Origin of the sequence: Nocardiopsis akebiae, from assembly GCF_018316795.1 — a bacterium.
Classification (GTDB): Bacteria; Actinomycetota; Actinomycetes; order Streptosporangiales; family Streptosporangiaceae; genus Nocardiopsis; species Nocardiopsis dassonvillei.
Genome location: NZ_CP074132.1, coordinates 3,120,596 through 3,142,481, shown reverse-complemented (window position 1 = coordinate 3,142,481; position 21,886 = coordinate 3,120,596). Strand labels below are relative to the sequence as shown.

General features: G+C 73.9%; 18 protein-coding genes. 4 read left to right on the top strand and 14 right to left on the bottom strand.

Annotation, left to right across the window (positions count from 1 at the left end):
- Positions 1-290 precede the first annotated feature (290 nt).
- From folE to KGD83_RS13420, 5 genes are all read right to left on the bottom strand, one after another.
- A complete protein-coding gene (gene folE, locus KGD83_RS13440) occupies positions 291-869 on the bottom strand; it encodes a GTP cyclohydrolase I (protein WP_212644086.1) in 579 nt (192 codons plus the stop codon).
- Complete coding sequence (locus KGD83_RS13435) at positions 866-1,534, bottom strand: 7-carboxy-7-deazaguanine synthase QueE (RefSeq protein ID WP_256448867.1); 669 nt, start codon at positions 1,532-1,534, stop codon at positions 866-868. Before KGD83_RS13435 ends, folE begins: the two co-directional genes overlap by 4 nt.
- A gap of 330 nt (positions 1,535-1,864) precedes the next feature.
- Positions 1,865-2,596 carry a 7-cyano-7-deazaguanine synthase QueC gene (gene queC, locus KGD83_RS13430; RefSeq protein ID WP_212644085.1) on the bottom strand — a complete coding sequence of 244 codons (732 nt, stop codon included), beginning with the start codon at positions 2,594-2,596 and terminating at the stop codon, positions 1,865-1,867.
- Between the two features lie 152 nt (positions 2,597-2,748).
- The gene (locus KGD83_RS13425) at positions 2,749-5,547 is read right to left on the bottom strand and encodes an AAA family ATPase (protein WP_212644084.1); all 2,799 of its coding nucleotides are present in this window, start codon (positions 5,545-5,547) and stop codon (positions 2,749-2,751) included.
- A 100-nt stretch (positions 5,548-5,647) separates the two neighbouring features.
- Positions 5,648-6,547, bottom strand: coding sequence for a class I SAM-dependent methyltransferase (locus tag KGD83_RS13420; protein WP_249352331.1), 900 nt, complete (start codon positions 6,545-6,547; stop codon positions 5,648-5,650).
- 1,292 nt (positions 6,548-7,839) lie between these two features.
- On the opposite strand from KGD83_RS13420, the gene KGD83_RS13415 reads away from it, so the two are divergent.
- Positions 7,840-8,364, top strand: coding sequence for a 6-pyruvoyl trahydropterin synthase family protein (locus KGD83_RS13415; protein WP_212644083.1), 525 nt, complete (start codon positions 7,840-7,842; stop codon positions 8,362-8,364).
- A 340-nt stretch (positions 8,365-8,704) separates the two neighbouring features.
- Here KGD83_RS13415 and KGD83_RS13410 read toward each other — a convergent pair whose 3' ends face one another.
- Positions 8,705-10,195 carry an MDR family MFS transporter gene (locus tag KGD83_RS13410; protein WP_212644082.1) on the bottom strand — a complete coding sequence of 497 codons (1,491 nt, stop codon included), beginning with the start codon at positions 10,193-10,195 and terminating at the stop codon, positions 8,705-8,707.
- Positions 10,196-10,569: 374 nt separating this feature from the next.
- Positions 10,570-11,019 (bottom strand): hypothetical protein, encoded by a 450-nt coding sequence (locus KGD83_RS13405; RefSeq protein WP_212644081.1) that lies wholly within the window; start codon positions 11,017-11,019, stop codon positions 10,570-10,572.
- 348 nt (positions 11,020-11,367) lie between these two features.
- On the opposite strand from KGD83_RS13405, the gene KGD83_RS13400 reads away from it, so the two are divergent.
- Positions 11,368-12,399 (top strand): phosphotransferase family protein, encoded by a 1,032-nt coding sequence (locus KGD83_RS13400; protein ID WP_212644080.1) that lies wholly within the window; start codon positions 11,368-11,370, stop codon positions 12,397-12,399.
- Between the two features lie 45 nt (positions 12,400-12,444).
- Here KGD83_RS13400 and KGD83_RS13395 read toward each other — a convergent pair whose 3' ends face one another.
- From KGD83_RS13395 to KGD83_RS13365, 7 genes are all read right to left on the bottom strand, one after another.
- Positions 12,445-13,602, bottom strand: a complete 1,158-nt coding sequence (locus KGD83_RS13395) for a glycerol dehydrogenase (RefSeq protein WP_212644079.1) — start codon at positions 13,600-13,602, stop codon at positions 12,445-12,447.
- Between the two features lie 351 nt (positions 13,603-13,953).
- Positions 13,954-15,444: an aminopeptidase P family protein gene (locus tag KGD83_RS13390; RefSeq protein WP_212644078.1), complete on the bottom strand. Its 1,491-nt coding sequence runs from the start codon at positions 15,442-15,444 to the stop codon at positions 13,954-13,956.
- 233 nt (positions 15,445-15,677) lie between these two features.
- Positions 15,678-16,157 (bottom strand): GNAT family N-acetyltransferase, encoded by a 480-nt coding sequence (locus KGD83_RS13385; RefSeq protein ID WP_394358116.1) that lies wholly within the window; start codon positions 16,155-16,157, stop codon positions 15,678-15,680.
- A 192-nt stretch (positions 16,158-16,349) separates the two neighbouring features.
- Positions 16,350-16,568, bottom strand: a complete 219-nt coding sequence (locus KGD83_RS13380; RefSeq protein ID WP_212644076.1) for a DUF3099 domain-containing protein — start codon at positions 16,566-16,568, stop codon at positions 16,350-16,352.
- A 74-nt stretch (positions 16,569-16,642) separates the two neighbouring features.
- A complete protein-coding gene (locus tag KGD83_RS13375) occupies positions 16,643-17,557 on the bottom strand; it encodes an oxygenase MpaB family protein (protein ID WP_212644075.1) in 915 nt (304 codons plus the stop codon).
- 190 nt (positions 17,558-17,747) lie between these two features.
- Entirely contained in the window at positions 17,748-18,449 is a 702-nt protein-coding gene (locus KGD83_RS13370) for a response regulator (protein WP_212644074.1), read from the bottom strand.
- Positions 18,416-19,804 (bottom strand): sensor histidine kinase, encoded by a 1,389-nt coding sequence (locus KGD83_RS13365; protein WP_212644073.1) that lies wholly within the window; start codon positions 19,802-19,804, stop codon positions 18,416-18,418. The genes KGD83_RS13370 and KGD83_RS13365 overlap by 34 nt, the downstream gene beginning before the upstream one ends.
- 194 nt (positions 19,805-19,998) lie before the next feature.
- Between KGD83_RS13365 and purB the strand changes: the two genes are divergently transcribed.
- The gene (gene purB / locus KGD83_RS13360; RefSeq protein WP_212644072.1) at positions 19,999-21,429 is read left to right on the top strand and encodes an adenylosuccinate lyase; all 1,431 of its coding nucleotides are present in this window, start codon (positions 19,999-20,001) and stop codon (positions 21,427-21,429) included.
- 192 nt (positions 21,430-21,621) lie between these two features.
- Positions 21,622-21,846, top strand: coding sequence for a histidine kinase (locus tag KGD83_RS13355; RefSeq protein ID WP_212644071.1), 225 nt, complete (start codon positions 21,622-21,624; stop codon positions 21,844-21,846).
- The last annotated feature ends 40 nt before the right edge of the window (positions 21,847-21,886 follow it).

The window sequence follows — 21,886 nt, the reverse complement described above, 5'->3', positions numbered from 1 at the left end:
GCTCCATCCGGGAAACGCCTGTCACACGGAACTCTTGGCGCGCAGACGTCGGGTTTCAGTATTTCCCTGGTATGTCGGTCCAGGTGTCTCCCAGGGGCGCTCGGAACCACCCCGAGGAGTCTCGATGCCGCCCCACCCGAGTCCGACACGCCCCGCCGCCCGGACCGGGCACGGGCCCGGGCAGCCGTCGGGGCGGCGGGTGGAACGTCGTAGGGTCCCCAGGTGCGGCGGCCGAGCGCCCGGGGACTGCCCCGGCACCGCTCCGGCCGAACGGCGGATGGACGCGGCGGTCAGTTCCCGGACAGGGCGATCCTGACCAGCTCGTCGCGGGGCGGACCGTAGTCGCGGAAGATCCCGTCGAAGGCCGAGCAGGTCATGAGGGCCGGGGTCCGGATGCCCCGCATGGACATGCACAGGTGCTCGCCGCGACCGATGACGGCCACGTCGTTCGTGTGGGCCACCTTGGATACCTCCTCGGCGATGTCGCGTACCAGGCGTTCCTGGACCTGGAGGCGGTGCGCGTGGCGATGGGCGATCCGGGCGAACTTGGACAACCCCAGCACGCGTTCGTCCGGCCGGTACGCGATGGTGAGCACGCACGAGAAGGGCAGGAGATGGTGTTCGCACAGCGACCACACGGTGACGTCGGAAACCATGACGATCTGTCCGTCGGTGTGCAGCGGGAAACTGGTCTCGACCCGGCCGGCCTGGTAGTCGCTGAACTCCCTCCACCATCGGGCGAAGCGCTGCGGGGTGTCCCGCAGCCCACTGCGGTCCGGGTCCTCACCGATCTCGATGAGGAGCTGCCGCGCCACGTCCTCCAACGGATCGCGCACGGCGGAGTCATGGGGTAGGTCTGCCAGCGTCATACACCTCTCCGATCGCCCCACAGCATGATGTGCAGTCTGGTGGTCAGATTCCAGCCGCGGGCCATGACGGGATCCCGCAGCCGGACGAGGGACGTGTCCAGTGCCGCCCGGGTCCGCCCTTCCGGCATCACCCAGACCGGTCCGATGCCGTACCGTTCGACGAGCGTCCCGACCTCGTCGAGGTCGGCCTCGGTACGGCAGACGAACTTGAAGGCGGTTCCCGGCACCGCGGCGAGGGCCGCCAGGGCCGGTCCGACGATGCGTCTGTCCTCAGGGTCCCCCGAGTGGGCCAGTTTCGGTGACACGTTGAACCTGACCAGCTCCGCCAGACGGGGTTCGGGGATGATCGTCCCGTTGGTCTCGACCTCGATGTCGTGACCCGAGTCCCGCAGGTCCCGCACCAGCGGACGGAGCCTGGCCTGCTGGTTCAGCGGTTCACCGCCGGACACGACTACCAGGGGAACCTCGTAGGCGACCAGGCGGTCACGGACCTGCTGGTAGGGGACCGCTCTCAGCTCTTCCTTGGGGTCGTAGGCGACCTTGGTGTCGCCCAGACCGGTCCAGTCCCAGGTGTAGGGCGTGTCGCACCAACGACAGGAAAGGTTGCACCCGCCCAGCCGCACGAAGGCGCAACGGCGCCCGAGTGAAGGCCCTTCTCCCTGGATGGTTCAAGTAGGGCCGAATATCTCGTTCACTACAAGACTCGGCGTTCCCACGGCCTCACCTCCTTTCGCTTCGCATCCCGTAACCGCGCTCGCGGCCCACGCCCCGCCCCGCCCGAAGCCCGCCAGTCGCGGGAGCGCGCCGGTTGCGCGACGCACCCGTGGCCGTGCGAGCGGTGGGGCCGACGGGCGGGGCCGGGACGGCCGGTGCGGTGACCCGCCGAGGGGGCGGACCGTTCGGGGATGCCCGGGGCCGACGGGTCGACCCCCTTGTTCCCAGGTTCGCCGCGGCGGGCACGGAGCGCATCACGGTGGTCACCGAGATATCCGGGATCAGGGTGCCGAGAAGTGCGTGACGCCGTCGAGGTACTCGGTGGGGTCGGGGAGACCGGCCTCCTGGAAGGCCTCGCGGCGCTCGTAGCAGGTCCCGCACGTGCCGCAGTGGATGTCGCCCCCCTTGTAGCAGGACCAGCTGCGTTCCAGGGGCGCGCCGAGGCGCATCCCGTGCCGTGCGATGTCGGCCTTGGACCATGTCATGAAGGGGGCCTCCACGCGCGGCGCGGCGAACCCCTCGTTGGCCACACCCACCAGGTGGCGCAGCGCGTCGACGAAGGCGGGACGGCAGTCCGGATACACGAAGTGGTCGCCGGAGTGCATGCCCAGGGCCACGGTGCCCGCCCGTCCGGCCACCGCCACCGAAGCCGCGAGGTTGGCCAGCACGGCGTTCCGGTTCGGGACGACGGTGTCGCGCATGGACTCCTCCGCGTAGTGCCCGTCTGGCACGTCCACCCGGGCGTCGGTGAGGGCCGAGCCCCTGAGCAGGGGCCCGAAACCCGTGACTCCCAGAACGTGGTGCTCCGCGCCGTAGTGGCGGGCGACGGCCCGGGCCGCGTCGACCTCCTTCCCGTGCCGCTGCCCGTACTCCACCGTCACGGCGACCAGCCGGAACCGCAACGCGGCGAAGTGGGCGAGCAGCGTCGTGGAGTCCATCCCGCCTGAGAACACCACGACCACGGTGAAGGGGTCGCCCTCGGTCTCGTCTCGCGGTGTGTCCTGTCCTCGCATCGGCGTCTCCGTTCACGCATGGGGGCGATCCGGCAGTCAGCGCCCCGGTCGGGACGCCCGTCCTGTGGTCCACTCTCGTGCGCGCACGTCGGCGTGGCATCACGGACGGCGACCGAAGTGTTCGCGCGCCCCACCGCAGTCCCGGGCCCCGTTCAACCCCCGCCGACCAGGATCTCCCACCTTCCGGGGCTGCCGAGGATCTTGCCGAACTCCCCCCTGCCGGAGATGCCCAGCTTGCGGTAGGCGCTCGACAGGTGCAGCTCCACCGTGCGACGGGTGATGTGCCGACGGCCGGCGATCGTCTTGTTGGCCTGGCCGAGCAGCGCGTCGATGAGGATCTGTCGTTCGCGAGGGGTCAGGGCGAGGATGCCCCGCACGGAGACGTCGTGTGAGGTGCACGCCTCCAAGGCCACCAACTGGAGCCGTACCCGGTCGGCGAGGTCGCGCGCGCCCTGTGCGGCGGCCAGACCGGCCGAACGGCTAAGGGCCGCCACGGCCTCCCCGTGGCGGCCCATCCGCGCCAGCACCGTGCCCAGCTCCGCCGTGGTCCGCGCGGTTTCGAGGTCGTGTCCGGTGCCCTCGAGCAGGTCCACCGCCGAGCTCAGCGCCTCCGCCGAAGCGGGCTCCCGGGCGAGCGCGCCCCACACCCGCAGCGCGCGGGCCCGCTCCTGCGGCGAACCGGTCGCCTCCGCGAACTCCACCTGGCGGCGGGCGTCGCGCACCGCCTCGTCACGGGCGCCCGCCTTGGCCAAGAGGAGGGCGCCCTCGCTCCGCCAGCAGAGCGTGCCCGGCCCCCGGACCCCCGCCGCGTCCCGGCGTCGGACGACCTCCAACAGGTCCTCGAGCCCCTGGGACAGGGCGCCCGCCCTGATCCTCAGCCGCGCTCGGGCGAGTGGCAGGTCGGCGTCGTGCCACGCCGTCGGCGGGTGGCCGTCGTGGTGGTGTCGGCGCAGCAGCGCCTCCGCCGCCTCCGGGTCGCCCAGGTCGAGGTGGACGTTGGCCAGGAGGCCGACGAGGCGGGTCCGGAACCCGCTGTAGCCCTGACCACCGTGGGCGGGCAGTTCCGAGAGCTGTTTCGTGAGCGCGTGCCGGGCCGCGGACAGGTCGCCCGCGGCGTAGGACCCCGTCGCCTCGGTGAGCCGGACCGCCGTGCGCACCCAGCGGGGCAGCCGGTCCGGATCGGCGACGAGCGAGCGCCGACGCGTGGACGCCTCCGCCTGGTGACCACAGCCGACCAGCACGGACAGGGCGGCGGGCAGGGCGGGCGGTTGGAGCAGGAGCTCGTCGAGGCCGTGGTCCAGGGCCCGCCTCGCGTCTGCGAGCGCGGCCGACGGCGGCCCGCCCACGAGGTAGGAGGAGAAGGCGCTGACGGCCGTGGCGGCGGGAGAGCGCGGCACGTCGGCGGAGCCGGGAGCCCCTTCGGCCGACTGGGCGGCCGTCGGCTCCGGCGGCAGGGAGCGACCGTGGGCGAGGAAGGTCCTCGGCCAGGCCTCCCGCTCCGTTCCGGCGACGGCCTCCCCGACCGTCCGCAGGACGGCGGACGCGTCGTCGCCGCGTTCGCCCTCGCAGAGCGTCGCGCCGATCAGGCCGAGCAGGCGGCGACGGACCGCGGCGTCGGTGGTGCGACCGAGCGCCTCCACCGTGGCGCGCAGGCCGCCCCGCCGGTCGAGCGCGATCCGGGCGGCCGCGAGTTCAGGGGCGACACCGGGCCACGCGCCCGTTCCCCCGGACTGGACGGCGTGCTCCAGGTAGCGCACGCGGTCCCGCGCGGTCGTGTCGGGGAGCCGCGCGGCCGTGATCAGGGCGGCGGACGACCACGGGGCGTCCAGGGGCACCGTCGACTCCGTGAGGTGGCGGGCCACCCGCCGCTCCGCGCCGGGCCTGCGGCGCAGGAAGTCCGCGGCGGCCAGGTGCGCCGCGTTGCGGCTCATCACGGTCATGGAGCCGAGCAGCGCGGTGTGGAGCAGCGGGTGGCGCAGCGTCACCGCGTGGTCGTCGGTGACCAGGCGCATCCGCGCCAGGAGGTCGAGCGCGGCCAGCGTCTCCGCGAGTCCGGTTCCGCTCAGGTGCGCGACCAGAGCGGGGTCTGCCTGGCCGGAGGCCGTCGCGACCACGACCGCCTCGGCCACCGCCCGGGTCCGGGGGTGGAAGCGGTTCGCCCGGCCGATCATCGCGTCGGCCACAAAGGGGAGCGCGGCGCTTCGCAGCTCGGACGGTGAGCGCACCGGGGACTCGCGGGCCCGGATCCAGTCGCACAGGGCTCGGGTCAGGAACGGGTTGCCGACGGTGATCTCGTGGGAGGCCGTGACGAGGTCCGCGTCGAACCGGCGGCCCAGCCGGTCGCGCATCAGCGCGCCGGTCTCCTGCTCCGACAGCCCGCGCAGGGTGATGGTGCGGGCGCCGGAGAGCAGATCGGCGAGTTCGGTCGGCGCCGCGGCCGGTTCTCCGCTCCGGGCCGAGGCGACGAGCGTCACGGGGAGGTGGGCGACGTCGCGCAGGACGCCCCGCAACCGCACCAGTGACTCGGGCCCCGCCTGGTCGACGTCGTCCAGCGCGATCACCAGGGGGGCGTCCCGGGTCAGCGCCTCCACCAGCTCCCGGAGGCCGGTCGGCCCGCCTCCCGCTCCCCTGGCTCGGGGCGGAGCGGTGGTACCCCCTTCCTCCCCCTCCTCGGCGGGGTGTCGGTCGGCGGCCAGGCCGAGGGCGTCGGTGAGGGCGGTGACCAGGCGGTTCGCGTGCCGGGAGCACGCGATGTGCACCGCGGGTCCGATGCGGGACGGCGCGGGGCGGCACACCAGGGAGAGCAGGGTGGTCCGCCCCACACCGGGCTCTCCCGTCACCACGTGACAGGTGAGCCCCGTACGGCGGCTGTGCCGACGGGCCGAGAGCAGCCTCGCGAGCGGTTCGGACCTGCCCACGATCCCGCTGCGCCGTGTCCGGGGCTCGGGCATCCTCATCCTCGTCTTCGGGGGGAACTGGCCTCGGAGACGGTCCGGCCGCCCCGGACCGGTGCACGTCGGCGGACGTGCCGCGACGGCCCGGTCACCGGGGTCAGGCCCCCGGTCGGGCGACCAGGACCGCTGCCTGGTCGCCGATCGCGTGGGGCCTGAGCGCGAAGTGGCGGGTCAGGGCGGACTCCAGCGCGCTCCTGATCTCCTCGGCCCTGGGGTGCCGCTCGTACCAGAACCCGGTCAGGACGGCCGCCGCGGTCGCGGCCCGCTCGGCCGGTTCCTCCCCGTCGAACCGGATCGAGGACTCGGCGCGGTGCAGGGAGAAGTCGCCGAAGCCCCGGGCGGCGAGCGCACGGGCGGCCTGCGTCAGCAGGTAACCGTGATGGTCGTAGGGCTCCTCGGCGATCGGCACGCAGACCTCGTTGACCAGTCTCATGAGCTCGTTGCCCGACCCCGCGGCGAACAGCACGATCTTGGACTCCGGGTCGTCCGGGTCGCAGACCCGGACCATCTCCGCGACGGCCCGTTCGACGTCCTCGACGTACTGGAGGACCCAGGCGCTGTAGACGGCGTCGAACGAGTCGTCGGGGAAGGGGATGTCCTCCGCGGTTCCGGCGCGGACGTCCACCACACCGCGGGTGGCCTCGTCGCGGATCGCCTCCACCAACTGGGGGTGGGGCTCGATGGCCGTGCAGGAGCCCGTCCTCGCCGCGACGGTGCGCGCCATCTCCCCGATTCCGCCGCCGACGTCGAGCACGCGGCGGTTGGCTGCCGTGAGGCTCCGGATGAGGGCGAGCTCCTCACCGCGCTCCAGCCGGGTCGCGAACTCCACCCACCCGTCGCCGGTCACGGTCCGCGGCCCCCGGTACCGCGTGGGCATGGGGTCCGCGGGCCCCAGGGCGTCGTGCTCCAGGAGTCGGTCCAGGGACAGCCGTGAAGGGTCGCCGGCCCCCTCGCGCGCGTTGCCGGGTACCGGCGTTCGAGTTCGTGCTCGTGCCATGTCCGAATCACCTTCCGTGGTCGTGGGGAGGGGGCGTGCGGGGTGCGCCGTCGCCGGGCAGCCCCGTGCGCGCCGTCAGGGGTCGGTGCCCCGGGACGGGCTCCCGCCCGACGGCGGGCGGGGCGGCGGCCGTCCCGGCCCGGTGTGTCGGCCGCCGCGGTCGGTGCGGGCGTGCTGGGCCGCGCCGTCCCGGGGTCGAGGAGGGCAGGCGCGGAGATCGGTGGGCGTCGGCGTTCCCGTCCGCCGGAGCCCGTGTTCGCCGTACGCCTATCCGGACCGTGTCGGCTGTGGCCGGGTGTACGAAGCCGCTCTCATGGACAACAGGATCTACCGCCTCCTGGAATTCACCCTCGAAAAGATGACCCCAGGAGCATTACAGCGAAACCGCTAAGACGCCACCAGAGTACATTCCCGTGGAAACGATCTCCACCCCTCCAGGAAAAATAAAAGGCGCCCGGGGAGGACCGGCACGAAAGCCTCTGACCGTCATGAGAACAGGTCATAAAACAGCCTTTTGTGTGTCATTCAACGTCATCCAGCATGACCTTGCGACACACGCACCGACGCGACCGGCTCTCCCGCCGACGCGCTCAGCCGCCCCCACGGGAGCGGCCGGTCCCCGCGACACGGCCCCGGCCCAGGCCTGTCCGGCGTTCCTGCGCGACCGGAAAAGGGGGTTCCGCCCCTTGCGAAAATCCGGGAACCAGGAGCCCCGGTCCCCTTCTCCGCGAAGGACGTGCGCCCTGCGGAGCCACCGTACCGCGGGTGGACAGCGCCCCGGGCGCCTTCGGAGGCCGGCGCCGACACACTGCAGGGGACGTTCCTGACCTCGCGCTACACGTCCGCGGAGCCGCGCGGGCCCCGTCAGGCTAACTCGGACCTTTCACCCCGAATTTCCGTTCGTACGATTTTTCCCGACATTGTGATATTCGAAGAGGGCGGGACGGAACCCAACGGAAAAACGATCCCGAACACCCCTCCTGCTGCGCCGGATAATCAACTATGGTTTTCCCGGGAGCAGCGAGGAGATGTCATCGTGTCAGTCGTCGGTGCGAAGGACGAAACCGGGGCGGCACGAGCGCACGTGTCATGGAAATGGCCGGCCCGCCGGCTTTCGGACCACCGTCGGTGCCGACCCCGCTCCGCCGTACCCGAGCCGCCCGGCCGGAGCCGGACCCGCCGCCCGGACGGCCGCGTGCGGTGCGCTCGGCGCCTCACCCGCCCGGCCCGGCGCCACGCCCTCTCGGACGCCGGGGCACCCGACCCGACCGCGTACGCGAAGGAGAGTCCCGATGACGCACCGCATCCGAGTCCGGCACAACTTCGAGACGGCCCACCGGCTCCCCCACCTGAGCGGGAAGTGCATGAACCTGCACGGCCACTCCTGGTGGGCCGAGGTCAGCGTGAGCGCCCCCGCCCTGGGCGAGGACGGCACCGTCGTGGAGTTCGGCGCCTTCAAGAAGGCGCTGCGCGCCTTCGTCGACACCCATCTCGACCACGGGGCCATGCTCGGTGCCGGGGACCCGCTGGCCGCGGTCCTGGCGGAGCACGGCAGCAAGGTCTACCGGTTCGGGGCGGCCTCGCCCGGCGACACCGAGCGCTACGCCCGCGACCTGCCCTACCCGACGGTGGAGGCCGTCGCCGTGATGCTGGGCAGGGTCGCCCAGGACCTGCTGGACGGCGGGGACCGGGCGGCGGGCGCGCGGGTGACCGGTGTCGAGGTCACCGAGACCCACGTCAACACGGCGGCGTACCACCCCGTGGCCTCCTCGCAGGCCGGTGAACGCTCCTTCGAGCGCGTCCTGGCCGCCGACTGAGCGGCGGCGCGGCCCCGGACGCCGTGGCCGGGAGGGGGCGGCCGTCCGCGCGCAGGGCATGAAACCGGCGAGGGGCGCCGAGGAGCCGGTCCGCTAGGACCGGTCCCCCGACGCCCCTCCTGTCTTGTGTCCACGGCCCTCACGGGCCCCGCGGCCCCCAAGATCCGTCTTTTGAACCGGTCTCGGCTCGTGGGGGTCGGTTCGGGCGCCCACGGGGTTCTGGAGGCGCCGGAGACGGGTCCGCGGGGAACGGGCGAACCCGTCGCAGGCGCCGAAGGTTCCCGCATCGAAGGGCGCCCGAACACGTACCGGAGCGGAGCGGAGGTCCAAAGAACACTGCCTAGTGGGCCGGGGTGGGAGCGCCGCCCTCCGGGGCGGCGGCCTGCGAGCGCCGCACGAGGAAGGTCAGTGCGAAGGCCACGACTGAGACCACCGCGCCGACCAGGAAGGCCGCGTGGACGCCGCCCGCCTGGGCGTCGACCTCGGTGAGCCCGTCGGTGAGCAGGCCCGCCGACGTGCCGGACATGATCGCGACGAAGATCGCCGTGCCGGCCGCGCCCGCGACCTGCTGGACGGTGCCGACCACGGCGCTGCCGTGCGAGTACAGCTCGGGCCGCAGCGAACCCAGCGCGCCGGTGAGCAGCGGGGTGAACATGAAGCCGAGGCCGACGCTGAGCGCCATGTGGGCGGCGATGACGAAGCCGACCGGCGTCTGGGCGTCGAGCAGGGTCATGCCCCACAGCACCAGGGACACCAGCGCCGAGCCCGGGATGACCAGGGGGCGCGGGCCGACGCGGTCGTAGAGGCGGCCGACCACCGGGGCGAGCAGGCCCATGACCAGACCGCCGGGCAGCAGGGCCAGGCCGGTGACGAGCGTGTCGTGGCCCAGGACGTTCTGCATGTAGACCGGCAGCAGGATGAGGGTGCCGAACAGGGCCATGAAGCTGATCACGACCAGGCCGATCGAGACGCAGAACTGCCTGGAGCCGAACACCCGCAGGTCCAGCAGGGCGCGGTCGCGGCGCTGGAGGCGCAGCTGGCGCCACACGAACAGCACCAGCGCGACGGCGCCCGCCCCGATCGAGGCGAAGGGCGGGACCACGGCTGTGGCCGCGCCCTCGCCCAGGCCTGAGAAACCGTAGACGAGCCCGCCGAAGGCCACCGCCGACACCAGGAGCGAGAGGACGTCGATGCTGGCGGTGCGCGGCTCGGTGACGTTGCGGATGAAGAGGGCGCCCAGGACCAGGCCCATGATCGCGATGGGCAGGACGAGGCCGAACATCCACCGCCAGTCGAGCACGCTGAGGATGAGGCCCGCCAGGGTCGGGCCGACGGCGGGCGCGACCGACATGACGATGGAGATGTTGCCCATGGTGCGGCCGCGTCGATCAGAGGGGACCGTGTTCAGCACGGTGGTCATGAGCAGCGGCATCATGATCGCCGTTCCCGCCGCCTGGACCACGCGGCCCACGAGCAGGAAGCCGAAGCCGGGGGCCAGGAAGCACAGCAGCGTGCCGACGCTGAACAGGCTCATCGCGGTGATGAACACCTGGCGCACGTGGAAGCGCTGGAGCAGGAAGCCGGTAGCGGGGATCACCACGGCCATCACGAGCATGAAGGCCGAGGTCAGCCACTGTCCGGTGGAGACGGAGATGCCGAGGTCCCGGTTGAGCGCGGGCAGCGCCACGCCCATGATCGTCTCGTTCAGGATCACCACGAACGCCGAGACCAGGAGCAGGGGGATGACGAAGCGCCCCGCCCGCGCGCTCTCGTCGTCCTGCGGTGGGGCCGAAGCGGTCTCGGCCTTGGATGGAGTGGGCTGCCCGGTCACAGATGTCCTCAGATTGTGGTGTTCGAAAGGGTTCGTCCGGAGGGTTCGCGGAACCTCCCCAGAGGTACCCCAACGCTCCAGACCATCCGCCCGTTCCCGGAACAGCGGTGTGTTCTGGACCATAACCGTGCCGTCGGCGCAGCAAACCCGCCGCGGCGGCCCGGTGCCGGTTCCGGGTTCGTGACGTGTGGGGTGTGACCGGTCTTGATGTCGGATTCGACCCGACCGCAAACGGAGTGCGGCCGGATCGGGAGCCGGGTCCGGTCCGACGCCGGGCGGAAGGGGACCGGAGTGCGCGCCGGGAACGGCCGGGCGTCACGCGGGCCGCGGCCGGGGCGCGCGCCCCTCAGCCGCGGGTTCCCGGTCTCGGTCCCTCAGCGGCGGGCGGAGCCGTCCGCGGGCAGCCCCCTGCAGGCGGTGCGCGCCAGGGCGAGCGCGCAGGCGTCCTCCACGACGCCGCCGATCCAGGCCGGACGGCCCGTACCGCCCCAGTACCGTCGCCACCCCACCCCCGCCAGGGTGCCGACCGGCGCGGCCGCGGCGGCGAGGACGGTCGCCAAGACGGTCGACGTGCCCGCTCCCCGGGCCAGCAGGGCGCCGCCGGTGCCCGCGCTCACCACCCTGGCCGTCAGGCTCGGCGCGGCTGTGCGGCTGGGGATGCCGGGGAGCTTGTCCCCGGAGAACTCCCCGAGCGCGGCCAGCGCCATGAGCGCGCGTTTGCCCCTCCCCGCCGAGTGCCACAGCGGCGCACCCCCGAGCGTGCTCCGCGACCCCGCGGCCAGCCCCAGCAGCAGTGCGCGGCCCGCGCCCGATGATGCGCCCATGGTCGGTGTCCCCTCGTTCTTCGGCCGCCGCACGCGGCCGGGTGCTATCCCGGCTATCCCGTTCGGCCCCGGCGAAACCTCGGGGGACGGGGGACGCGGTCGCTCGCGGCCGCCGGAACCGCCGGACCGTCCGGGCCCCCGGGGGCGACCTCGGACGACGTCCGCGCGAAGGTGCACGTCTCCTCCGAAGGGCCGTTAGGGAGCGTCGACCAGAAATGTTGCCGATGTGACGTGAGGGGTTTCGCTCCGGTGGCCTTCCGGTCCCCAGCGGTGGTTTCGGCGCGGAGGCGGCCGCGAGCCAACCGGACCGTCCCGCGGGGTGGGGCCCGGCAGGACTAGGGTGCGGGCATGCCGCTCCCCGCCCCCGCCCCCGCCGCCGACCCCGACGACACCCTCATGGACGCGCTCGTGCGCGCGGCCTTCGGCGACGGTGCCCGCGTGCGCGAACGCGCGGTGCTCACCGGCGGCACCTACAACTCCGTGCACCGCGTGGTCCCGGCCGACGGCCGCCGGTCGGTGCTCAAGCTCGCTCCTCCTTCCGACCGGCCCCGGCTCACCTACGAGCACGGCGTCACCGCCACCGAGGCCCTGGTCCACGAGCGGGCACGGCCCGTGTGCGGCCCGCTCGTGCCCGAGGTGCTGCACCTGGGCGCGGTTCCCGGGGATCCGGGCCGCGCGTACCTGTTCCTCAGCCACCTGCCCGGGGTCCCCCTGGACGCGGTCCGCGCCGACCTGGGGCCGGAGCGGACCGCCGGGGTCCGCCGGGAACTGGGGAGGGCCGTGGCGGCGCTGCACACCGTCACCGGTGACGGGTTCGGCTACCCGGGGCGGAACGCGCTGAGCGCGCCCACCTGGCCGGAGGCCTTCGGCGCGATGGCGGAGGCGGTGGTGGCCGACGCCGACCGGTTCTCGGTCGCGCTGCCCGGCGGCGGCGCGCGGATCCTGCGGCTGGTCTCGGCCGACCTCGTGCACCTGGCCCCGGTGCGCACGCCGGTGCTCACCCACTTCGACCTGTGGGACGGCAACGTCCTGCTCACCGGAACCGGCGACGGCGGGGGCGCGCCCCGCCTCAGCGGGATCGTGGACGCCGAGCGCGCCTTCTGGGGCGACCCGGCGGCCGAACTGGTGTCCCTGGCGCTCTTCGGCGACGTCCGCGACGACACCGCGCTCCTGGCGGGCTACCGCGAGGCCGGGGGCCGCGTCGACTTCTCCCCCGGGCTGCTGCGCAGGCTCGCGCTCTACCGGCTCTACCTGTACCTGATCATGTTCACCGAACCCGCCCCGCGCGGGCACGCGCCGGACGAGGCGGCCCGGACCAGGGCGTTCCTGACCGGGCTCCTGGAGGCCGATCTGGCCCGGCTGGCCGAGCCGCTGGACTGAACCCGGCGGACCGGCCCCGCCGGGCAGAGCGGCGCCGGGGTGCGGTCAGCGGGCTCCGGGCGCCTGCGGCTCCCCGAGCCCGGCCTCGCGGCGGGCGCGGCGGCCCACCGCCTCCACCGCGCGCAGGGCGTCGCGCACGTCCCGGGCCGAGGGCGTGAACGCGAGGTTGTGGATGGTCTCCTCCGGCGCGGTCGCCGCGGCCACGACGCGGTCGAGCACCTCGTCGTCCGCGTCGCCCAGCCCAGCCTCCGTCAGGGTGGTCGGCAGGCCCACGCGCGCCGTGAACCGCGCGAAGTCGTCCACCTCCGAGGCCGGGGCGCCCTCCAGCAGGAGCTGGGTGAGCGAGCCGATGTTGACCTTCTCCCCGTGGGCGAGGTGGTGCGTCTCGTCCACCGCCGTCAGCCCGTCGTGCACCGCGTGCGCGGCGGCCAGGCCGCCGGACTCGAAACCCAGGCCGGACAGCAGCGTGGTGGCCTCCACGACGGCCTCCACGTCCGGGGTCACCAGGCCGCGGTCCACCGCCTCCAGCGCGGGCAGGGACGACTCCCACAGGATGTCCCAGGACAGGCGCGCCAGGGTCGTGCCCGCCCGGGTCGGCAGGCCCTCCACCATGTTGGTGCTGTGCGCCCGCTCCACCGCGCGCGCCTCGATCCAGGTGGCGAGGGCGTCGCCGACCCCGGCGGCCAGGAACCGGGTGGGCGCCTCGGCCACGAACTGCGTGTCGACCACCACCAGCGCCGGATTGCGGTCGTAGAAGCGGTAGGACTCGAACGCCCCCGACTCGGTGTAGACCACCGACAGCGCCGACGTGGGCGCGTCGGTCGAGGCCACCGTGGCCGCGCTGACCCAGGGGACCCCCGTGTTGTCCCCCGCGGCCTTGGCGGTGTCGATCGCGGCCCCGCCGCCCAGGCCGATGACCACGTCGTGGCCGCCGTCGCGGATCGTCCCGGAGACGCGTTCGGCCTCGGCCCCGGTGGGAACGCCGCCGAAGCGCTCGAAGACAGGGGGCAGGTCCGCCTCTCGGAAGGAGGCGGTGATGACGTCCTCGGTCAGCCCGCGGACGACGTCATCGACCAGGACGAGCGGGCGGGAGCCGTGGTCGGAGACGAGCGGGCCCAGCCGGGCCAGGGCGCCCCGTCCCTGGACGTAGCGTCCCGGCGAGGCGAAGACGCGCGGCCGGGTTCCGTGAGTGTGCTCTGCCATGGGGTGGAACCTCCTCCTCGGTGGATTTCCCTCCCCCTCCCGCTGGCCGCGCGCCCACCTGCCCAAACGTGCTGTGGCGAGGCATGGGCCACTCTTGGGCGCGGGAAGGGGCGCGTACGCGTTCCTCCCACCCGCCGCACACGACGGCGGGACCGCCCCCGAGGGGGCGGTCCCGTGATGTGTCCGGAAACCAGGGCCCGTTTCGGACGACCTCAGCCTGCGGGGGTCGGTCCGGGCGCCCACGGGGTTGCGGAGGCGGCGGAGGCGGGTTCCCGCGGAGGAACCGCGCCGCAGGCGCCGGTTGAGGGCGGCGGCGGGCGACGGGTGGGCCGAAGCGGAGCGCAGGTCCGCCTAGCGCGGCAGGCGCTCGGCCAGCCAGGCCTCCACGTCGGCGGAGGAGCGCGGCAGACCGGCCGACATGACCGTGCGGCCCTCCTCGGTGACCAGCACGTCGTCCTCGATGCGCACGCCGATGCCGCGCAGCTCCTCGGGGACGGTCAGGTCGTCGGGCTGGAAGTACAGGCCCGGCTCGACGGTGAGCACCATGCCCGGCTCCAGGTCGCCGTACAGGTGGACCTCCTGACGCGAGACCGCGCAGTCGTGCACGTCCATGCCCAGCATGTGGCCGGTGCCGTGCAGGGTGTACCGGCGCTGCAGGCCCAGCTCCAGGACGCGCTCGACCGGCCCCTCCAGCAGGCCCCACTCGACGAGGCCCTCGGCCAGCACCCGCTGGGACGCCTCGTGGAAGGCCACGAACGGCCTGCCCGGGGCGACGGCGGCGATACCGGCCTCCTGGGCGGCGTACACCAGGTCGTAGACGCGGCGCTGCACGTCGGTGAAGGTGCCCGACACCGGCATGGTGCGGGTGACGTCGGCGGTGTACAGCGTGGTGGTCTCCACGCCAGCGTCCAGCAGCAGCAGGTCGCCCTCGCGCACCGGGCCGTCGTTGCGGGTCCAGTGCAGGGTGGTGGCGTTGGCGCCGGAGGCCGCGATGGTGCCGTAGCCGACGTCGTTGCCCTCCACCCGGGCGCGGAGGAAGAACGTGCCCTCGATGAAGCGCTCGGAGGTGTCCTTGGCCTGCGGCAGCGCCTTGACGACGTCGCCGAAACCGCGCACGGTGGCGTCCACGGCCAGCTGGAGCTGGGAGATCTCCCACTCGTCCTTGACCAGGCGGTGGTCGGCCAGCGTGACGGAGAGGTCCTCGTCGAGCTGGGCGTACTTGGCCCGGGCCTCCTCGTCGGCGTCGGCGCGCAGCCCGTCGACGACCGCGTCGAGCTCGGCGTCGTGACCGCGCACGATGCGGGTGGTCGCGCCGCCCGCGCGCAGCGCGCCGGACAGCGTGGTCACGTCGGCGGTGGCCACGCCCAGCAGGTCGGCGGCCTCGGAGAGGCTGTTGCGGCGGCCGGTCCACAGCTCGCCGTAGCCGCCCAGCCAGAACTCGCCGTTGTCGCGGTTGGAGCGGGGCTTGAGGTAGAGGACCACGTCGTGCCCGCCCTCGGCGCGGGGCGTGAACACCAGGCAGCCGCCGTCGGAGGTGTCGCCGGTGAGGTAGGCGTAGTCGGTGGCCGCCCGGAACGGGTACTCGGTGTCGTTGGAGCGGGTGAGCAGCTGCCCGGCCGGGACGACCAGGCGGTCGCCGGGGAAGGCCGCGCTGAGCGCGGCGCGGCGGCGGGCGGTGTGCCCGGCCTGCTCGACGGGCTCCAGGTCGCGCCGCTCGGTGTCGGCCCATCCGGTGGTCATCCACGCGGCGAGCTCGTCGGAGACCGACTGCGCCTGCCCGTTCTTGCGGGGACTGAACACGGGGGCGTTCGTCTCGTCCTGGGGGCGCTGCTGCTCGCTCACGTCGTGCGTCTCCTCGCGGGTCCGGCGTCGTGGCCGCTTGTGGCGGCCCTGGCCACCCATCGTACGGGGAGGCCCCGGGGCGCGGCCGTCACGCGGACATACCGGAAGCCATAACGCGGCCGGCCCCGTCGGAGGCCGTGGACGCCCCCCGGCGCGAACCCCTCCGGCGGCCGGGCACCGGCCGCGGGCGCCGTCCTCGGGGAAGCCCCTCCGGTGGCCTGTCGCCCGCCTCCTCACACGAGGTCGTGGGCGAAGGGGATGGCGGTGCGGTGGGGCAGCTCGTCGATGTCGGCCGGGTCGACCGGCCGGTAGCCGATCCGCGTGTAGAAGGCGACCGCCTCGGGCTGGGCGGGGCCGGTGAACAGCAGGACCCGGGCGTAGCCGAGGTCGCGGGCGGCCTCCTCCAGCGCGGTCATCACCCGGCTGGCCAGTCCGAGGCGGCGGTGGCGCCCCGAGGTCCAGACGCGCTTGAACTCGGCGGTGTCGGCCATGGCCGCCCGGTCCTTCTTGTACGGTCGCACGGCCCCTCCGGCGACGATCTCCCCGTCCAGTTCGGCCAGCACGAGGCGGCCGTGGGGAGCGGCGAACTCGGTCACCGGGTAGCGCGCCAGCTCGTCGGCCGCGCCCTCGGCGCCGTAGCGCTCGGTGTACTCCTCCAGCAGCCCGTCGAGCAGCCCCCGCACGCGCGGGTCGTCGTGGCGCACGCGCAGCATGCGGACCGCGCTGGACCGCGGGTGCGCCGTGACGTCATCGGTACCGGTGCGGGTCACGCTTTCCTCCCCCTGGACGGCGGGGCACCCCGCAGCGGTGGCGGCGTGCGGTGCCCGATTCCGCCGGAATGATACGCGTCGGGTCATCGGGCCCGTGACGGGGGCCGGGCGCCCACGCCGATCCGGCGGGGGCGGTCAGTCGGCGTTGGGCCCGTACCTGTTGTCGCGGTCCTCCGGGTCGTCGGGGTCGGCGATGCTGCCCAGGGCAGCGGCCACCGGCGGCAGGACGGCCGCCACCGCGCACATGGCCACCGCCCATCCCGAGCCGAAGAGGTAGTAGACGGGCAGCGCACCGGCGAACAGGAGCAGGCACGCTCCCATGACGAGGCTGTACTGGCGTACGCGGCGCTTCATCGCGGCCCCCTCGGTCCACGGGAACCCCTCCACGCTACCCGGGACGCTTCCCCGGCCCGGGCCGCAGACCCGTCTCAGGCCTCCGCGGGGGCCGACGGCGCCCGGAAGAGGGTGCGGGCGCGCATCGCCCGGAACCCGTTCTCGACCCCGTACCCGGCCTCCAGCAGCCGCTGTCTGGCCTCTTCGGCGCTGCGCACGGTGGCCTCGTCGAAGAGGAGGTTGTAGTAGCGCTCGGGCACCCGGTTGAGCACCGCCCTCAGGGCCCGCAGCGACGCGGTGGCCGCCGCGTCCCCGCCGGGGGCCTCGGGCAGGATCCCGTAGGCGCGGCGCGCCCACGCGGGCAGGGTGGCGTAGGACAGCGCGCCGACCGGGAGCCACAGGGGCTTGAGCGGGGCCAGCCAGGACAGGCGCTCGGGCACCTTGGGCCACAGCAGGAAGCGCACCGCCTGGCGCGCCTCGGGGGTGGCGCGCAGGGCGGGCCGGACCGAGGCCAGGTAGCGGCGCAGGTCGGCGACCGAACGCGGCACGTCCTCGCGCGACAGCCCCACGTAGGCGGCGGTGCGCGACTGCTCGTCGAGGTAGCGGTCCGCGTCGCGGGCGGTCAGCTCCACGCCCGCGCGCACGGCGTTCTCCAGGTAGGAGGAGACCTCCGCGCAGTGCACCCACACCAGCAGGTCGGGCTGGTCCACCCGGTGCGTGCGGCCGGTGTCCGGGTCGGTGAAGGTCAGGGCGCGGTGCACCCGGCGGACGCGCTCGCCGAGCGCGTCGGCCTCGGCGGGGCTGCCGTAGGTGGTGACGGCCACGAAGTGGGCGGTGCGCATCAGGCGGCCGGTGGGGTCGGAGCGAAAGTCCGAGCGCTGCCACACCCCCCGCATGGCCACGGGGTGCAGGGCCTGGAGCATGAGGGCGCGCACGCCCGCCACCCACATCGACCGGTCCAGGTGGATCTTCCAGGTGACGCTGTCGGGGGCGGCGACGGTCGGCTGCATCCGGTCTCCTACGGGCTGCGGGGGGGGGAGTTCGCACCGTGACGGCTCTGCACCTCCACGATAGGTCCGGTGCTCCCCCGCCTCGCGGCGGGTCCGCGACGCGGCCGGGCGGACCCGCTCGCCCCGCACGCCCGGGAGAGCGCGGGCGCGGAGCACGGCAGGCGGCGGAGACGGCCTCGTTCCCGCGCGCTCAGGCGGGGCGGCCGCGCAGGTAGGCCAGGACCGCTTGGACGCGGCGGTGCACGCCCTCGTCCTGGGGCAGGTCGAGCTTGGCCAGGATGTTGCCCACGTGCTTGCCGACGGCGGCGTCGCTGACCACCAGCCGGCGGGCGATCGCCCCGTTGGAGCGGCCCTCGGCCATCAGGGCGAGGACCTCGCGCTCGCGCGGTGTGAGGCGCTCCAGCGGGTCGGCTCGGCGGCGCAGCAGCTGGCGGACCACCTCGGGGTCCACGAAGGTCTCGCCGTCCACCACCCGGCGCAGCACGGAGGCGAACTCGCGGACGTCGCCCACCCTCTGCTTGAGCAGGTAGCCCACGCCCTGGCCGCTGCCGGAGTCGAGCAGGTCGGTGGCGTAGCTCAGCTCCACGTACTGGCTCAGCGCGACCACCGCCAGGCCCGGGCGCTCGCGGCGCATCCGGACGGCGGCCCGCAGCCCCTCGTCGGTGAAGCCGGGCGGCATGCGGATGTCGGTGACCACGAGGCCGGGCTCGTGCTCGGCGACGGCCGTCACCAGCGCCTCGGCGTCGCCGACGGAGGCCATGACGGGGAAGCCGAAGCGCTCCAGGATTCCCGACAGCCCCTCTCTGAGCAGCACGCCGTCCTCGGCCAGGACGGTGGGCACCGGCGGCGCGTCGGGGGTCACGTCAGCGGTGTCGGGGGAACGGGTCCGCACGGAAGCTCCACTCGGATTCGGGTAGGTCCGCCCTCGGGACTGGACAGCTCCATTGTGCCGCCCATGACGGCGACGCGGTCCCCGAGCCCGGTGAGACCGGACCCGCGTGCGGGGTCGGCGCCGCCCGCGCCGTGGTCGGTGACCTCCACCAGCAGGGTGTCGGGTCGGCCCGGCCCGCCGGGGGCCGCGCTGGCGTGCACGGCGGCGGCGTCGGCCGCGGTGTGCTTGCAGACGTTGGTGAGGGCCTCGGCGACCACGAAGTAGGCGGTGCCCTCCACGTGCGCGGGCAGGCGTCCGCCGATCCGCGTGTGCACCGTGACGGGGACGGGGCAGCGGTCGGCCAGCTCCTCCAGGGCGGCGGGCAGTCCCCGGTCGGTGAGGACGCGGGGGTGGACGCCGCGCACCAGTTCGCGCAGCTCGGTGATGAGCTCGTCGGCCTTGGCCTGCGCGGCGACCACGCGCTGGTCGGCCTCGCTGCCCTCCTCCAGGTCCAGTCGGGCCACGCCCAGATCCATGGACAGGGCGACCAGGCGCTGCTGGGCGCCGTCGTGCAGGTCGCGTTCGATGCGCCTGCGCTCGTACTCGAAGGCGTTGACCAGGCGGGCCCGCGACTCGGTGACCTGGTTGAGCTCGGCGTGCAGGACGCCCTTGGGCGGGCCGACCAGCAGAGTGCGGGCCAGCAGTGAGTGCAGGCACGCCATGGCCGCCGACGCGTAGAGCAGGACGACCAGCAACGGCGGGGCCAGGAGGGTGTAGGGAGCCGCCTCGGCGCCGGAGGTGAGCCTCACGGGGCCGAGGTCGATGACGGAGCCGGGGCTGTCGTCCAGCAGGAGCGGACCGGAGGCCAGGACGATCGCGAACACCATCAGGAAACCGGTGATCGTGGCGGTGACCCCCGCCAGGGGGAGCATCAGCCCCGCGTAGGCCACCTCCCGCCAGGTGGCGGCCTCGGTGTAGCGGGTGCGCACCCACCCCCACAGCCCGGGGACCGGTTCGCGGTGCCCGCTCTCTCGGGGACCGCCCCCGACCAGCCCCAGGCGCCAGCGCTCCAGCGCGCCCAGGGGGATGGCGACCAGCGGGCCGAACAGGAACGTGGACGTCAGGCACAGGGCCAGCACCAGCACTATCCCGCCGTAGTCGTCGAAGGCCCCGACATCCCCGGTCCACACCATGAACAGGGCCGCCCAGGGGGCCAGGACGGGAGAGGCGGCGAAGAACAGGACGCAGGCCACCAGGACGGTGCCGCCGCTGTAGGCGAGGCCGCGCCAGGGCCAGGAGGTGAGCAGGAAACGCCTGGTGCCGAGCGCCCGGGACAGGGCGCGCGGCGCGTTCGGGGACTCCGCGGGAGTGGTCATGCCCCAAAGTTAGGCAGGTCCGGCGCACACCGGAATCGGCTGCGCCACCGGGTGGGGGGTGGGGCTGGCCCTACCTTCCGGGCCCCGGTCCGGACTCTCGCCGGGCTCCCCGCGTCGCCGCCGGTCGGAGCCCGGGGTCTTCGGGGGGAGTGGCCGCGCGCCCGTCGCAGCTCAGGACGATAGGGTCGGACGACGTGAGTGCGAAACCGCTGATCCCTGATGTCCTGGCTGCCCGCTACGCGTCCGCGGAGCTGACCCGGCTGTGGTCCCCCGAGTACAAGGTGGTCGCCGAGCGGCGGCTGTGGCTGGCCGTGCTGCGCGCCCAGGCGCGTCTGGGCGTGGACGTCCCGGCCGGTGTGGTCGAGGACTACGAGAAGGTCCTGGAGCAGGTGGACCTGGCGTCCATCGCCGAGCGCGAACGGGTCACCCGCCACGACGTCAAGGCCCGCATCGAGGAGTTCAACGCCCTCGCCGGGCACGAGCACGTGCACAAGGGCATGACCTCGCGCGACCTGACCGAGAACGTCGAGCAGCTCCAGGTGCGCGACAGCCTGCTGCTGGCGCGCGACCGGGTGGTGGCCCTGCTGGCCCGGCTGGGGAGGCTGTCGGCCGAGTACGGCGAGACGGTGATGGCGGGCCGCTCCCACAACGTGGCGGCGCAGGCCACGACGCTCGGCAAGCGGTTCGCGTCGATCGCGGACGAGGTGCTGGTGGCCCACGGGCGGCTGGAGGAGCTCATCTCCCGTTACCCGCTGCGCGGCGTCAAGGGCCCGGTGGGCACCGCGCAGGACATGCTGGACCTGCTGGGCGGGGACCGCGCCGCGCTGAGCGCGCTGGAGGACGAGGTGGCCTCCCACCTCGGGTTCGAGCGGCGCTTCACCAGCGTGGGCCAGGTGTACCCGCGCTCGCTGGACTTCGAGGTGCTGACCGCGCTGGTGCAGCTGGCCGCCGGTCCCTCGTCGCTGGCCAAGACGATCCGTCTGATGGCCGGGCACGAGCTGGTCACCGAGGGGTTCGCCGAGGGCCAGGTGGGCTCCTCGGCCATGCCGCACAAGATGAACACGCGCTCGTGCGAGCGGGTCAACGGGCTGACCGTGATCCTGCGCGGGTACGCGTCCATGGCCGGTGAGCTGGCCGGGGACCAGTGGAACGAGGGCGACGTGTCCTGCTCGGTGGTGCGCCGGGTGGCCCTGCCGGACGCGTTCTTCGCCTTCGACGGGCTGGTGGAGACGATGCTGACGGTGCTGGACGAGTTCGGCGCCTTCCCCGCGGTGGTCTCCGCCGAGCTCGACCGCTACCTGCCGTTCCTGGCCACGACCAAGATGCTCATGGCCGCGGTGCGCGCCGGGGTGGGCCGCGAGACCGCCCACGAGCTGATCAAGGAGCACGCGGTGGGCTCGGCCCTGGCCATGCGCCAGGAGGGCGCGGGCAACCGGCTGCTGGACCGCCTGGCCGAGGACGGGCGCTTCCCGCTGGGCCGCGGGGAGCTGGACGCGCTGCTGGCCGACCGGATCACCTTCACCGGTGCCGCCGCCGACCAGGTGGCCGCCGTGGTGGAGCGGATCGACGCGATCGTGGCCGCGCGCCCGGAGGCGGCCGCCTACTCCCCGGGGTCGATCCTGTAGGGGCTCGGGCTCGCCCGGCGAGGGCCCGGGACGGCACGTGGCGCCGTCCCGGGCCCTCGCCGTGTGCGGCGCGCGGAAGCGCGGACGCGTGTATATGACCCAGTTCACTTCCGCTAACAGTCGGTCTGAAAGTTAACGCCTATTACGGTTGTGCTGTCGGCACGTCCAACCCCCGAGCCCATCGGAGCACCCATGATCGACCCCGATTCCTTCGGTACCGCGCTGTGGACCGTGCTGATCGTCGCCGCCGTCGTCATCGCCTTCGGTCTGGCCGCCCTGTCGGACATGGCCATGCGCCGCCGCGAGGACCGCGCCGCACGCGCCGCCCGACGCGCGAACCCCGTGGCGGCGGGCGCGGACGAGCGGGAGCGGGTGAACGGGAGCGGGCCCGCCGGCGGCGGGGGCTCCCGCCCCTGAGGACGGCACCGCCCGGTCGGGCCCCGGCGGGCGGTCTCCG